The organism is Novosphingobium sp. 9 (genome assembly GCF_025340265.1).
Classification (GTDB): domain Bacteria; phylum Pseudomonadota; class Alphaproteobacteria; order Sphingomonadales; family Sphingomonadaceae; genus Novosphingobium.
In genome coordinates this window covers 602,454-615,568 of record NZ_CP022708.1, presented here as the reverse complement: position 1 = coordinate 615,568, position 13,115 = coordinate 602,454, and the positions used below count along the sequence as shown (strand labels likewise).

The following is a 13,115-nucleotide window of genomic DNA, read 5'->3' as shown; positions in this document are numbered from 1 at the left end:
GAGTGTTCAACCTTCGCATCCGCTCGACCGGAGCCATGGTCCGCCCGCGCACGGTGAAGGCGCGCGACGGCGGCACTTATGCCGTGCCGACCGGCCCCGACCATGCCTGCCCCAGCCCGGTGCGCACCATCAACGACCTGCGCCCCGGCGACATCCTGCTGCGCGACGGGCACGTGGTGATCTTCAACGGCTTCACCACCGTCGCACGCGCGACGAACCGCTCACGCACAATGACGGTGTTCGAGGCGACGTCGCGTTGCGGCGCGGTTTGCGAAAGCACCTACGATCCGACCTATTTCGCCGGATGGTGGATGCTGCGGCTGGATACCGACGGCACCGGCGCCAACTGCCCGGAGTGGCTGGAAGACCGGGTTCCCCGGATCGGGCGCGAGCTTCGATAGAACCTCGCAAGGACGCCCCGGTCAGTTCGAGCCTGCCCTCGCATCCGCCCCCTTTGCATCGACCGCGCCCGCCACACCGCACTGGTGATCGAGCAGGATTTCCGATGCGCCCCGGTTGCCGTGGTCAGGGTCCGCCCGCGCGGCCAGCAGCAGGAAGCCGGGGCGCCCTGCAAAGTCCGCACCGGTCAGCAACACCGTCCAGGCCTTCATCTCGCCTTGCGGAACATGAAAGCCGGTACGGACCAGCTCGAAGGGGTTCGCCGATACAGTCTCATCGCCGCCGACACGCCGGACATAAAAGCTGCGCCCTTCGAGGCTCACCGTCCGGTGCGACCAGCTGTCGCCCACGACCGGGACGAGATCGTGCAGCGCATCGCGCACGTCCCGGCGCATGCAATCCACATGAAGATGCAGCAAGTCCTGACTGCGACCATATTGCGAGTTCACCGCGATCCCGATCTCGTCTCGCTGCAACGCCCGCCCCGCCCTCGCTTCCACAAGATGGCGCGCCTTCCAGGCGGGCGTGAAATAGTCCGCTGCGCCCGGTCCCGTTACGCGCGGGTCCTCGATCCCGGAGATCAGGATCGTCGGCATCACCAGGTACTGGGCGATGCCGGCGCGATCCTTCAACACCGCATAACCGCGAGTGCGTCCTCCGGCGAGCGAGACCGCCGCGCAAGGCGCCGGATCGCCCGCACGAAGCCGCCCCGGAACGCATTTCTGATCGACGATGCGCCACAGGGCCTGCCCGTTGGCATGGACCGGCGGCAGCGGAAGCGACGCGACCGGCCTGACCGGCGCGTTCGTGCAACCCGCCACAAGCATTGCCAGCGCACCCCAGACCAGCTGCCAATTGCCTCGACTCTTCACAGCTTTCCGATCTCCTGACGACAATGCTGCCCCATGCCTCAGACAGGCTTGTGTCGGCAAGGCTGCGCTCCCGAAAGAAGGACGAGAGCACCGAGCGGCGCGTGTCAGGCGCTGCCGAGCGAGGATGCGCAAACAGCAAGCGCTATCGTCCTGGTAAGCCTAAGTCACCGGCTGGATGCCCCCTGAACCAAGTTCAAGGCAACGTCTGTTATGGGTGGATTGCGGTCATACGACCGATTCACTTCAACTTTCGTCATTCCCGCGAAGGCGGGAATCCAGTCGGCGCAACGCGTCGAAACCGAGATCGCTGGCGAGATCGCACCACGGCGGATTTCCCTTTTCGATCAGGTGCGGTGCTTGCGCAGGAGGTAATGTTTTGTGCCAGGGCGAGAATGGAGGGATCAGGTCAGCAGGCATCCCTTATCGCAAGGTCGCTACTGGATTCCCGCCTTCGCGGGAATGACGAGGAAAGGGGCGTTTGCGGGCTGACCGGAATGGCAGAAATGCGGATAGCGACTATCCATTGCGATGGATTCTCCGCAGACGAACCGTCAGCATAAATGGCCAAATCGTGATCGTCGCCCACACGGCAAGAAAGACAGGGACGAACAGCAGGAGTGCCAGTCCGGTGCCGAATTCTTGCTCTATCCCGGTCCAATCGTGAAACGTGAGCCATAGGCCAAACCAAAGCGGACCCAAGGCGATGAATCCGATTATCGCCGTCCGGTACTTTCTGGCGGGCAAGAACCCTACAAGCACCGCTAGACCGAAGACGGTCGCGATGAACATGTATGGAGGGCTTTCGAACATTCCACGATGCTACCGTGGCGATTGAAGGTCAGCAATGGGGCAGTTGCAGGCCATTCGAATTCGTCCACGCCGCCTAGGCAAGCCGCGCCGGGGCCCGCTATAGCCGCGGGTATGATGCCGCCCCGTGCCCTGCCCTGCCTGCACCTCCGCCTGATGCTGCTGTTCGCCTCCGCCGTAGCTCTGGTGGCGGCGCCCGCACTCGCGCGGGAGAGTCTTGGCCTCTATGCGCAATGGGGTGCCTTTCGCGATCCGGTGGTGCCGCGCTGCTATGCCATCGCCATGGCCCAGCCGAGTGCGAAGGCACGCGATACCCGGCCTTATGCCACTGTTGGAACATGGCCCCGGCGCAGCGTTCGCAACGAAGTCCATATCCGCCTTTCGCGCAATATCGCCTCGGGCGCACCGATCTTCCTGCGCCTTGGCGATCAGCGCTTCACCCTGACCGGCGGCGGGGCCGATGCCTGGGCAGCAAGTCCGACCGACAATGCCGCGATCCTTGCCGCCATGCGGTCGGCCCCGACGATGACCGCCTCCAGCCGCGACACGAAAGGCCTGCCCTTCGCCGACACATGGCAACTGGCGGGCGCGGCCTCGGCAATGGACGCAGCGCTGCTGGGCTGCGCCGACCTGCGCTAGAACCTCTGCGTTTCCGCCATCTTCCGTTTTGCGCGGGAATCGGCTATGGCCGCGCGCAATCATGACAGACACGACCACTCTCGAAGGGGCCGGCCAGACCGCCGCTCCGCTTTCGGCGCAGATGCCGATCCCCGGACATATCGATCCGGTGCCGGTGCCGCGCCCCACGCTGGTAGACGGCGTGACCCCGCGCGAAGACGGGCGCATCGACGTGCTCGGCCTGCCCAAGAAGCGCATCGCCGAACTGTTCGAGGCGGCAGGGCTGGACGCCAAGGCGGCCAAGCTGCGCGGCAAGCAGGTCTACCACTGGCTCTATCATCGCGGCGTCACCGATTTCGAGGCGATGACCGATATCGCCAAGACGATGCGTCCCTGGCTGGCCGAGCGTTTCGTGATCGGCCGTCCCGAGATTGTCGAGGCCCAGCACTCGACCGACGGCACCCGCAAGTGGCTGCTGCGCACGGCGGATGGCCACGATTTCGAGATGGTGTTCATCCCCGACGCCGATCGCGGCACGCTGTGCGTCTCCTCGCAGGTCGGCTGCACGCTCAACTGCCGCTTCTGCCACACCGGCACGATGCGCCTCGTGCGCAACCTGACCGTGGGCGAGATCGTCGGGCAAGTGATGCTGGCGCGCGATTCGCTGGGCGAATGGCCCCGGACCGCCGCCGAGGCCGCCAGCAAGACGATGGCGGGGCTCGATCAGGACGAGGATGAGAACGGCGAATATCAGGGCGACTACCACGCCAGCGGGCGCCTGCTCACCAACATCGTGATGATGGGCATGGGCGAGCCGCTCTACAACTTCGATAACGTGCGCGATGCGCTCAAGCTGGTGATGGATGGCGAGGGCCTTGCCCTCTCGCGCCGCCGCATCACGCTCTCCACCTCGGGCGTGATCCCGCAGATGGAACGCTGCGGGCAGGAGATCGGCGTCAACCTCGCGGTCTCGCTCCATGCCGTGACCAAGGAAGTGCGCGACGAGATCGTGCCGATCAACAAAAAGTACGGCATCGAGGACCTGCTCGCGGCCTGTGCCTCGTACCACGGCGCCAGCAATGCCCGCCGCATCACGTTCGAATACGTGATGCTCAAGGACAAGAACGACAGCGACGAGGACGCGCGCGAACTGGTGCGCCTGCTCAAGCACTACAAGCTGCCCGCCAAGGTCAACCTGATCCCCTTCAACCCCTGGCCCGGCGCGGCCTACGAATGCTCGACGCCCGAGCGGATCAGGGCCTTTTCGAATATCGTGTTCGAAGCGGGAATCTCGGCCCCGGTGCGCACGCCGCGCGGGCGCGATATCGACGCCGCCTGCGGCCAGCTCAAGACCGCTGCCGAAAAGCGCAGCCGCGCCGAGATGGACCGTCTCTATGCCGAGAAGGATGCCGCGCTGGCAGTGTGATCTTCGGTCTGCGACGGGACAGGAATACATAAAAGGGCGGGTCTTCCGGCGGGAAGGTCCGCCCTTTGCGTATTCGGGCCATGCCGGGGCGCGTTCGGGGCGTCTCTGTCGGTCTCGCCCCCCCTTAGGTCCGTCTATACCCCCTTTAGCCCCCTCTTTGCCCCCGTTTATGTCTGGTTCAATTCTGCTGTGTTCGTGGGCCGGGCAGCGCCTCTCCAACCCATTGACTCACCCCTTCCTCCCCCGTAGATCGCAGCCATAATGCAAATCAGTTGCAAGGTTTTCGAGGCTCGATCGCCCTCGGACAATGGGTGCGAAGAGGTTATCGTGGCGTCAAATTCCGCTTTCAAGGCAGAGGCTTGCAGGTGATCGCACTACCGCTTCTGGCCAGTGCAGTGGGGCCGGTGCTGCTGCGCTATGGCTGGCAGCGGGAACGCTGGCCGGTGCTGCTGGGCTGGCTGATACTGGCTTTCGCAGCCGTCGCCCTGCTCCAGATGGCTGGCGCGCGCGGGCTGGCGCTCGGCATCACCGCCGCGATGGCCAGCGCCGCCGTGATCGTGTGCTGGGCAGGCTGGCAAAGCCCTGCCCCCAAAGTTCGCGCCCCCCGCAAAAAGCGTGAGCGTACAGAGCCTTCCGCCCCGCCGCCACCGCCTCCGAAAGCCCCGATGGACTGGCGCGGCCTTGGTCGCCGGATCGCGGTATTCCTGCTCTGCGGTCCCGTCGCTCTGGCCGCCTGCGCCTTCGCCGCCTGGGCGCTCCAGCGCATGGCCTGGCACGGCGGCTGGCGTGAGGCGAACTCCAGCGCGCTGGCGCTGTTCGGCCTGCCCTTGCTGTGGATCTGCGTGATGAGCTGGCAGATGATCGCCACCGGATTAAAGGGCAAATTCATACCCTTGCTGGTAACGACCGTAATCGGAGGCACCCTGTGTCTGGCAGCGTGAAGCATCCTGACTTCAAGGGAATCGACGCCCCCGGAACCGGCTTCGTCCGGCGCGCACTGGGCGGTCATACCGCGATCGGGCTGGTCGCCTGTGCCCTGCTCTACCTCGTCTGCCTCACCGGCATGCTCGCGGTGTTCGGCGCCCGGTGGGAGCGCTGGGAACAACCGCAAGCCCCTGAAATGCAGGCCATGTCGCCACAGGCTGTGCAACGCGCAGTGGACTCGGCCATGCGCACAGAGGCTACGCCTCCCGCGTATATAGCCCTGCAGATGCCCAGTCCGGCAAATCCCCGCACGACGCTGACCGGCAGTGGCGAGCCGCATTACGTCACCCCCGCGGGCAGTCTGGCCGGGGAGCAGGCCGATCCCTGGACCAGCTTCATGCTGGACATGCACTATTATCTCAATCTTCCCGGCACCTGGGGCATCATGCTGACCGGCGCGCTGGGGGCGATGATGGCGGCGGCTTCCCTCACCGGCGTCCTTGCCCACCCGCGCATCCTGCGCGACGCCTTCCGCTTCCGCGCCAAGGGCCGTGAAGACGGCGCGGCGATGACGCAACTGGCGCAGGCCGATCTGCACAACCGCATGGGCACCTGGCTCCTGCCGTTCATCATGGCGCTGGCGATCACCGGCGCCATGCTGGGCCTTGGGCAGATCGTGTTCCAATCGATCGCGACGGAGCGCTACGGCGGCCAGATCGCCAAGAGCTATGCCTCGCTTTACGGTTCACCGGCCGTGCCCGATGCGACCAGAGCCTCGGGGCCGCGTGTCGATGTGGCAATGGGCTGGCTTGCCCGAAACCGGCCGCAGAATACACTGAACTACATCACCATCGAAGCGCCCGGCACCAAAGGCCAGCGCATCGCGCTGTTGACCTTGAACGACAAAAACCTGTCTTATGGCGACACCTACCGCTTCGACGGAACCGGGCACTATACCGACGACGTGGGCATTTCCGACGGGCCGAAGGGCCAGCAGGCGCTGTCCTCGATCTACAAGATACACTTCGGCACCTTCGGCGGCGTGCCGGTGCTTGTGGCGTGGTTCCTGTTCGGGCTTGCCCTGTGCGCGATCGTCGTGACAGGCACCAACATCTGGCTGACCAAGCGTGCCCGGCGCGGGCATCCCGCGCCGCGCATCGAGGCCATGTGGGCCATCGTCGTCTGGGGTAGCCCGATTCTGCTGATCGCCACCTATTGGCTGCGCCTTGTCGCAGGCGGCAGTGCCCCGCTGGCGATAGCCTTCTGGTCCGCACTGGTGTTCGCCATGGCGGTGGCCGCGATCCGTCCGATCGCCCGGCTTGCAGCCTATCTTCGCATGGCGCTCGCCGCAGCGATGATCCCCACCGGACTTGGCCATGCCCTGCTGAGTGGTCAATGGCCGAGCAGTTCGGCGATTATTGACCTGTGCCTTATCGGCGGAGGCCTGATCCTGGCTGCTCCTGCCCTTCGCCACAGGGTTCGGCGCACAGGCTCGACATCCCCTGCGTCCCTCGATGCCGCCGGACGCGCTCTCGGCGCTTGAAAGACCGGCCCGAAGTGTGGGCATGACCCGGCCCTATCCCAACCGATAGCGATTCTCGATCTTGCGATTGACGCATTTTGTCATGAATAAACGTCATTCGCGTATCGTAGTCGGACGACGACACCGGATAGTCCATGCAAGACGCTGATATACAACACTTTATCGAATTGTAACAAACCCCTTACATACTGTTGTTGCTCTTGCCTCGCAGCACCATTGCTGATACCGGCTAATGCGACTGCCTCGCATTAGAGTCAGGGACAACAGGAGCACGATCGCAATGGAAGCGAGCCTTTATAATGGGGCTTATGGCGCGCGCGATGACATCGATGCGAGCGGCAAGGCGCAGGGCTTGCGCCGGGTCCTGTTCGAGGATTCCGCGACCGAGCCATCCATGGGCGATGCCGGTCGTGTTGCGGATCTGGCTACAGCGTCCGTGCCCGCCAACACCGGTTATCAAGGCGCGACGCTCAACTGGCGCGCGCTCGGCATCGCTGCCGCCGTCCATGTCGCTGCCTTTATAGTGCTCGTGACGATCGGCGTGGTCGGACCCGCTGCAGCCCATCACAAGAAGCTGACAACCTTCGACATCACCTCGCCGCCGCCTCCACCGCCGTCGCCCACCAAGCAGGTGCCCGACCAGACCGAGCCACAGCTGATCCAGACGCCGGAAGTGAAAACGCAGGTCGTTGCGATCAAGCCGATGATCGAGCTGCCCAGCACGGCGCCCACGCTTTCCGTTACGCCACCCGCGCCGCCCGCACCGCCGGTCGCCGTCGTGGCGGCCCCACCGGCACCGCCGGCGCCTCCCGCCCCGCCGGCACCGATCACGCCGCCGGACTTCTCCGCTGCCCAGTTGGGCAATGCCGGGCCAAAATACCCCTATGAGGCGCGCCACAGCCACCATCAGGGCACCGTGCTGCTCAAGGTTCTGGTGACGGCGGGCGGCAAGGCCGGACAGGTCAAGATCAGCCATTCGAGCGGCTTCGACGAACTCGATCAGGCCGCGATCAAGGCGGTTTCCGCCTGGCGCTTCGCCCCTGCCAAGCAGGCGGGCAAGGCCGTCGACGCCTGGGTGATCGTGCCCGTCGGCTTCTCGCTCGCCTGACCTGAACCGAACAACCACGATGCATGACATGACCACTTCAGACAGCGCGGTCCGTACCGCGCAGCCCATCGCTGCGCCCGCCAAAGCCCCCACCACCGGCACCGCCGCGCCAGTCCGCCGCAAGGGAGGCTGGACGCGCGGCTTCTGGCTGCGCCAGCTGCACACTTGGCACTGGGTCAGCTCGGCGCTGTCGCTGATGGCGCTGTTCCTGTTCGTCGCCACCGGCTTCACGCTGAACCACGCGGGCGATATCCTCGCCAAGCCCAAGGTCGTCGACGGCTCCGGCCAGCTTGCCCCCGCCTTCATCGCGCTTCTCGCCAAGGGTCCCGGCGATGGTGCCAAGGTTCCCGTTCCCATCGCCGTGCGCGACGAACTGGCGCGCCAGAGCAGGATGTCGATCCCGGCGGACACGGCAGCGGAATGGTCTTCGGACGAGGTCTACCTCGCCATGCCGCGCCCCGGCGGCGATGCCTGGATCAGCGTCGAGCGCGGCGACGGCGCGATCAGCTGGGAAACCACCGATCAGGGCTGGATCGCCTACTTCAACGACCTTCACAAGGGCCGCAACGCCGGTTGGGTCTGGCACTGGTTCATCGACGGGTTCGTGATTTCCGCGCTGATCTTCGTGGGCACCGGCTTTGCCCTGCTGTGGATGCACGGACGCCATCGCCCCTCGACCTGGCCGCTGACGGGGCTGGGTCTGCTGATCCCGTTCATCCTCGCCCTGTTCTTCATTCACTAAAGTTCGTCATTCACTAGGGAGCACACGCATGCGCAAGACTTCGCTGCTGGTACTGACCGGCGCTGCGACCACGATCGCCGCACCGGCCATGGCCGACACCATCGACCTCACGGTCACTCTCCCGCGCCCGAGCGTGGCCGAGTACCACCGCCCCTACGTGGCGATCTGGCTTGAAGGCGCGACCGGCCAGCCGTTCAAGACGCTCGCCGTGTGGTACGACAGCGACAACCGCGAAGGCCACGGCACCAAGTGGCTTTCCGACATGCGCACCTGGTGGCGCAAGGGCGGTCGCAGCGCGCAGATCGACGGCATTTCCGGCGCCACCCGCGCGCCCGGCCCGCAGAAGCTGACGATCCCCGCCGCTGCCCTGCGCGGTCTGCCGGGCGGCCAGTACAAGCTGACGGTCGAGGCCGCGCGCGAATCCGGCGGGCGTGAGAGCGTCACCGTTCCCGTCACGCTGGGCGGCAAGCGCCCTGCCACCACCTCCGCCAAGGGCGCGACCGAACTCGGCACCGTCACTGCATCCGTGAAGCCCTGAAAGGACACTTTGTGAACACTCGTCTCCGTTCCACCCTGCTCGCGGTCCCCGCGCTTCTTGCCCTTGCCGCGCCCGCCACGGCTTTTGCGCACAGCCAGTGGCTGCTGCCCTCCGAAACCACGTTCTCGGGCGAGGAAGCCTGGGTCTCGATCGACGCCGCCGTCTCCAGCGAACTGTTCATCTCGAACTTCCACTCGCTTGATCCGCAGAACTTCACCGCCACCGGCCCCGATGGCCAGAGCGTTCCCATCGAGAACGCCGTCAAGGGCCAGGTCCGCTCGATGTTCGAGGTTCACCTGACCAAGCCCGGCACCTATCGCATCGGTTCGACCAACACCGGCGTGTTCGGCGGCTACACCCTGAACGGCGAGAAGAAGCGCCTGCCGCGCGGCGTCACCGCAGACAAGATCGCCTCGCTGATCCCGCAGGGGGCAACCGACGTGCAGCTGCGCGAGAACCAGTCGACCAATCAGGTCTTCGTGACGCTGGGCGTGCCGGACAATGCCGTGTTCAAGCCCACCGGCAAGGGTCTTGAGATGGTCCCCGTCACCCATCCTGACGATCTCGTCGCCAACGAGCCGGGCGTGTTCACCTTCCTCGTCGACGGCCAGCCCGCAGCGGGCCTGAAGGTCTCCGTCACCAAGGACGACCGCTGGGCGGCAACGCCGATCAAGCAGGACGTCACCACCGATGCCAAGGGGCAGGCCAAGGTCACATGGTCGGGTCCGGGCATGTACTGGATGGAAGCACGCGCCAGCGACAACAAGGTCTCGATCCCCGGCGCGACCGATCGCGGCCTGAGCTACGTCGCCACGCTCGAAGTGCAGGCGCCGTAAGCCAGCCTGCATAGAGCAATCCGACGATGACCGACGAAGACGCCCGCCTCGCCATCCCGCCGCTCGATGCGGCGCGGATCGCGAGACCCTTGCGCGGCGGCAGGGTCTTCGACTTCGGCGGACGGACCATGGGAACCACATGGTCCGTCCGCATGGTCGCGCTGGATGACAGCGCAATTCCTGAGCTGCGCTCCGCCGTGCAGGCGGCGCTGGACGCCGTGGTGGCGCAAATGAGCCAGTGGGAGCCCTCCTCCGACCTCTCGCAGTTCAATCGCGCCGACGCGGGCACGCAGCATCGACTTCCCCAGGGTTTCGCCTCCGTTCTGACCGAAGCGATCGCCATCGCCGACATGACCGAAGGCGCGTTCGATCCCGCACTGGGCGCCGCCAGCGAGGCATGGGGCTTCGGCGCCTCGGCGCCCTCGGCGCTGCCGGAAACGGCATTGGCACTCCGCGCCCGGCCATCGATCGACTTCGATCCGGAAACCCGCGTGCTGCTTCAGCCCGGCGGCCTTCAGCTCGATTTCAGCGCCATCGCCAAGGGCTTTGGCGTCGATGAGGCCGCACGCGTGCTCGGCGAGGCGGATGTGACCTCCTGCCTTGTCGAAGTGGGGGGCGAGTTGCGCGGCACCGGTCTGCGGCCAGACCTGCAACCCTGGTGGGTGGCGATCGAAGACCCGCCGGGGGGCCTGTTTCTTCCGCTGCATATCGCGCTGCCGGACGGGGCCGTGGCCACCAGCGCGGATTATCGGCGCTATCACGATCTGGGCGAAGTGCGGCTGGGCCACACGCTCGACCCGCGAACCGGCGCGCCGGTTCGGCAGGGCGCGGAATCGGTCAGCGTCATCGCCCCCACCGCCATGCGCGCCGATGCCCTTGCCACCGCGCTGATGGTGATGGGCGCCGGTGCCCCGCTGTTCGCCGCGCATCACGGCATCGCAGCGCGCATTATCCTGCTCGAAGACAATATGCTGCGCGAATATCTCTCTCCCGCGCTGAAGGCGATGCTGAGCTAGGGTCCTAACCCCAGAGGTTGGCGTTCCCCGCTTGCCAGCTTCGGCCTTGGCCGATAGCCCTTGCAAACGATGATCGCACGCCGCTTCACCCGCCCGCTCCTGCTCGCCGCCACCGCAATGGCATGCAGCCTCACCTCTCCCGCCTCCGCCGCATCGGGAGAGCTGGCGCGCTGGCAGGCGCAAGCCGCACGCGTCACCATCACTCGTGACGACTGGGGCATCGCCCACGTCCATGGGCGCAGCGATGCCGATGCCGTGTTCGGGGCGATCTATGCGCAGGCCGAGGACGACTTCCCCCGGATCGAGGCCAACTATCTCACCGCGCTGGGCCGCACGGCGGAAGCCGATGGCGAGAAGGCGATCTGGCAGGACCTGCGCCAGCGGCTCTATGTCGATCCTGCGCAGTTGCAGGCGCAGTATCGCCAAAGCCCGGCATGGCTGCGCGCGCTGATGGACAGCTGGGCGGACGGGCTCAATTACTACCTCGCGACCCACCCGAACGTGCATCCCAGGGTGCTGACCCATTTCGAGCCGTGGATGGCGCTGTCCTTCACCGAAGGCAGCATCGGCGGCGATATCGAGCGCATTTCGCTCACCCAGCTTCAGAGCTTCTACGAAAAGCGCCCGATCGCGCTGACCGCGCTGGAAACAGGCGCCGTGAAGCGCGAGCCGAGCGGCTCGAACGGCATCGCCATTGCGCCCAAAAACACGGCCGACGGCCACGCGCTGCTGCTCATCAACCCGCACACCAGCTTCTATTTCCGCTCCGAACTGCAGATGACCAGCGATGCCGGGCTCAACGCCTACGGTGCCAGCACCTGGGGCCAGTTCTTCATCTATCAGGGCTTCAACCCGAAGATCGGCTGGATGCACACCTCTTCGGGCATCGACAATATCGACGAGTTCGAGGAGACGATCGAGCACAAGGGCAGCAAGCTGTTCTACCGCTACGGCACCGCACTGCGCCCGATCGCCCAGAGCACCGTCTCGCTCTCCTATCGCAAGGCCGACGGTTCGATGGCCCGGCGCAGCTTTCCGGTCTATCGCACGCACCACGGCCCCATCGTTGCCGAGCGGGGCGGCAAGTGGGTGGCCGAGGCCCTGATGTGGAAGCCGATCCCCGCGCTCGAACAGAGCTGGCTGCGCACCCGCGCCGACGATCTGGCAAGCTATCTCAAGATCGCGGACCTCAAGGCCAATTCCTCGAACGACACGATCTTCGCCGATGCCAAGGGCGAAATCGCCTATCTTCACCCCCAGTTCGTGCCCGTGCGTGACAACACGTTCGACTATCGCGATCCGGTGGACGGCGCGAACCCCGCCACCGACTGGAAAGGCCTGACCGCGCTGGACGCCCTGCCCAAGGCCATCGATCCCGCCGTCGGCTGGGTCCACAACACCAACGACTGGCCGTGGGATGCGGCAGGCCCGGAGAGCCCGAAGGCGGCGGACTTTCCGCGTTACATGGATCAGGCAGGCGCCAACTATCGCGGCGTCCATGCCGACGAAGTGCTCACGGGCAAGCATGACTTCACGCCGCAGCGCCTGATCGCCGCCGCGTTCGACAGCCACCTGCCCGCCTTCGCGATGCTGATGCCGCAACTGATCGCCGACTACGACGCGCTGGCCGCCAGCGATCCGAAGAAGGCCGCGCTGGCCGAGCCTATCGAACGCCTGCGCCGCTGGGATCAGCGCTGGAGCTATGCCTCGCAGGAAACCACGCTGGCGGTGTTCTGGGGCGATACGCTGGGCGATGCCTTGCGCGCCAAGGCCCGCGCCGCGCGCATGCAGTTGCCCGACTACATCGCGAAGGAAACGACAGCCGAGGTGCGTCTTGCCGCGCTTCAGGCCACCGTCGAACGGCTGACCAGAGACTTCGGGACCTGGAAAGTCGCATGGGGAGACGTCAACCGCTTCCAGCGGCTCGACGATTCCATCGCGCCGCATTTCGACGATGCGAAACCCAGCCTGCCGGTGCCGTTCGTCTCCTCGGTCTGGGGCTCGCTCGCCTCGTTCGGCGCGAAGACTTATCCGAACACCCGCAAATACTACGGCACCAGCGGCAACAGCTTCGTCGCAGTCGTCGAATTCGGCCCGAAAGTCCGGGCGTGGGCGGTGACGGCAGGCGGCGAGAGCGGCGATCCGGCCTCGCCCCACTTCGACGACGAGGCCCAGTTGTACGCCGAAGGCAAGCTGCGGCCTGTCTATTTCTGGCCCGAAGACCTCGCCGGGCACGTCGAAAAGGTCTATCGTCCGGGTGTTTGATCCAAGGCTCTCCATCAAGGC

General features: G+C 65.7%; 13 protein-coding genes. 11 read left to right on the top strand and 2 right to left on the bottom strand.

What is annotated here, in order from left to right:
• Window positions 1-2: 2 nt before the first annotated feature.
• Window positions 3-401 (top strand): hypothetical protein, encoded by a 399-nt coding sequence (locus tag CI805_RS17440; protein WP_260929581.1) that lies wholly within the window; start codon window positions 3-5, stop codon window positions 399-401.
• Between the two features lie 21 nt (window positions 402-422).
• On the opposite strand, the gene CI805_RS17435 is transcribed toward CI805_RS17440, so the two are convergent.
• Together CI805_RS17435 and CI805_RS17430 are read right to left on the bottom strand one after the other, a co-directional pair.
• Window positions 423-1,271, bottom strand: a complete 849-nt coding sequence (locus CI805_RS17435; RefSeq protein ID WP_260929579.1) for a CDP-diacylglycerol diphosphatase — start codon at window positions 1,269-1,271, stop codon at window positions 423-425.
• A 516-nt stretch (window positions 1,272-1,787) separates the two neighbouring features.
• Window positions 1,788-2,060, bottom strand: coding sequence for a DUF4175 domain-containing protein (locus CI805_RS17430; RefSeq protein WP_260929578.1), 273 nt, complete (start codon window positions 2,058-2,060; stop codon window positions 1,788-1,790).
• A gap of 135 nt (window positions 2,061-2,195) precedes the next feature.
• Here CI805_RS17430 and CI805_RS17425 point away from each other — a divergent pair, with 135 nt between their 5' ends.
• The 10 genes from CI805_RS17425 to CI805_RS17380 all read left to right on the top strand — a co-directional run bounded on the left by CI805_RS17425 (window position 2,196) and on the right by CI805_RS17380 (window position 13,094).
• Complete coding sequence (locus CI805_RS17425; protein ID WP_260929706.1) at window positions 2,196-2,717, top strand: hypothetical protein; 522 nt, start codon at window positions 2,196-2,198, stop codon at window positions 2,715-2,717.
• Between the two features lie 61 nt (window positions 2,718-2,778).
• Window positions 2,779-4,122 (top strand): 23S rRNA (adenine(2503)-C(2))-methyltransferase RlmN, encoded by a 1,344-nt coding sequence (rlmN, locus tag CI805_RS17420; protein ID WP_260929576.1) that lies wholly within the window; start codon window positions 2,779-2,781, stop codon window positions 4,120-4,122.
• Window positions 4,123-4,487: 365 nt separating this feature from the next.
• A complete protein-coding gene (locus CI805_RS17415) occupies window positions 4,488-5,063 on the top strand; it encodes a hypothetical protein (RefSeq protein WP_260929574.1) in 576 nt (191 codons plus the stop codon).
• Window positions 5,060-6,589 carry a PepSY-associated TM helix domain-containing protein gene (locus CI805_RS17410; RefSeq protein ID WP_260929571.1) on the top strand — a complete coding sequence of 510 codons (1,530 nt, stop codon included), beginning with the start codon at window positions 5,060-5,062 and terminating at the stop codon, window positions 6,587-6,589. The genes CI805_RS17415 and CI805_RS17410 overlap by 4 nt, the downstream gene beginning before the upstream one ends.
• A gap of 280 nt (window positions 6,590-6,869) precedes the next feature.
• A complete protein-coding gene (locus tag CI805_RS17405; protein WP_260929570.1) occupies window positions 6,870-7,697 on the top strand; it encodes an energy transducer TonB in 828 nt (275 codons plus the stop codon).
• Window positions 7,698-7,725: 28 nt separating this feature from the next.
• Window positions 7,726-8,439, top strand: a complete 714-nt coding sequence (locus CI805_RS17400; protein ID WP_260929569.1) for a PepSY-associated TM helix domain-containing protein — start codon at window positions 7,726-7,728, stop codon at window positions 8,437-8,439.
• Window positions 8,440-8,467: 28 nt separating this feature from the next.
• Window positions 8,468-8,977, top strand: a complete 510-nt coding sequence (locus CI805_RS17395; protein ID WP_260929566.1) for a DUF2271 domain-containing protein — start codon at window positions 8,468-8,470, stop codon at window positions 8,975-8,977.
• Between the two features lie 11 nt (window positions 8,978-8,988).
• Entirely contained in the window at window positions 8,989-9,813 is an 825-nt protein-coding gene (locus CI805_RS17390; protein ID WP_260929564.1) for a DUF4198 domain-containing protein, read from the top strand.
• A 26-nt stretch (window positions 9,814-9,839) separates the two neighbouring features.
• Window positions 9,840-10,829, top strand: coding sequence for an FAD:protein FMN transferase (locus CI805_RS17385; RefSeq protein WP_260929563.1), 990 nt, complete (start codon window positions 9,840-9,842; stop codon window positions 10,827-10,829).
• 69 nt (window positions 10,830-10,898) lie between these two features.
• Window positions 10,899-13,094 carry a penicillin acylase family protein gene (locus tag CI805_RS17380; RefSeq protein WP_409934977.1) on the top strand — a complete coding sequence of 732 codons (2,196 nt, stop codon included), beginning with the start codon at window positions 10,899-10,901 and terminating at the stop codon, window positions 13,092-13,094.
• The last annotated feature ends 21 nt before the right edge of the window (window positions 13,095-13,115 follow it).

Coding starts and splice junctions, on each gene's coding strand:
- CI805_RS17430 (WP_260929578.1), bottom strand. CDS start 2,060: ATGTTCATCGCGACCGTCTTCGGTCTAGCGGTGCTTGTAGGGTTCTTG.
- CI805_RS17425 (WP_260929706.1), top strand. CDS start 2,196: ATGCCGCCCCGTGCCCTGCCCTGCCTGCACCTCCGCCTGATGCTGCTG.
- rlmN (WP_260929576.1), top strand. CDS start 2,779: ATGACAGACACGACCACTCTCGAAGGGGCCGGCCAGACCGCCGCTCCG.
- CI805_RS17405 (WP_260929570.1), top strand. CDS start 6,870: ATGGAAGCGAGCCTTTATAATGGGGCTTATGGCGCGCGCGATGACATC.
- CI805_RS17400 (WP_260929569.1), top strand. CDS start 7,726: ATGACCACTTCAGACAGCGCGGTCCGTACCGCGCAGCCCATCGCTGCG.
- CI805_RS17395 (WP_260929566.1), top strand. CDS start 8,468: ATGCGCAAGACTTCGCTGCTGGTACTGACCGGCGCTGCGACCACGATC.
- CI805_RS17385 (WP_260929563.1), top strand. CDS start 9,840: ATGACCGACGAAGACGCCCGCCTCGCCATCCCGCCGCTCGATGCGGCG.
- CI805_RS17380 (WP_409934977.1), top strand. CDS start 10,899: ATGATCGCACGCCGCTTCACCCGCCCGCTCCTGCTCGCCGCCACCGCA.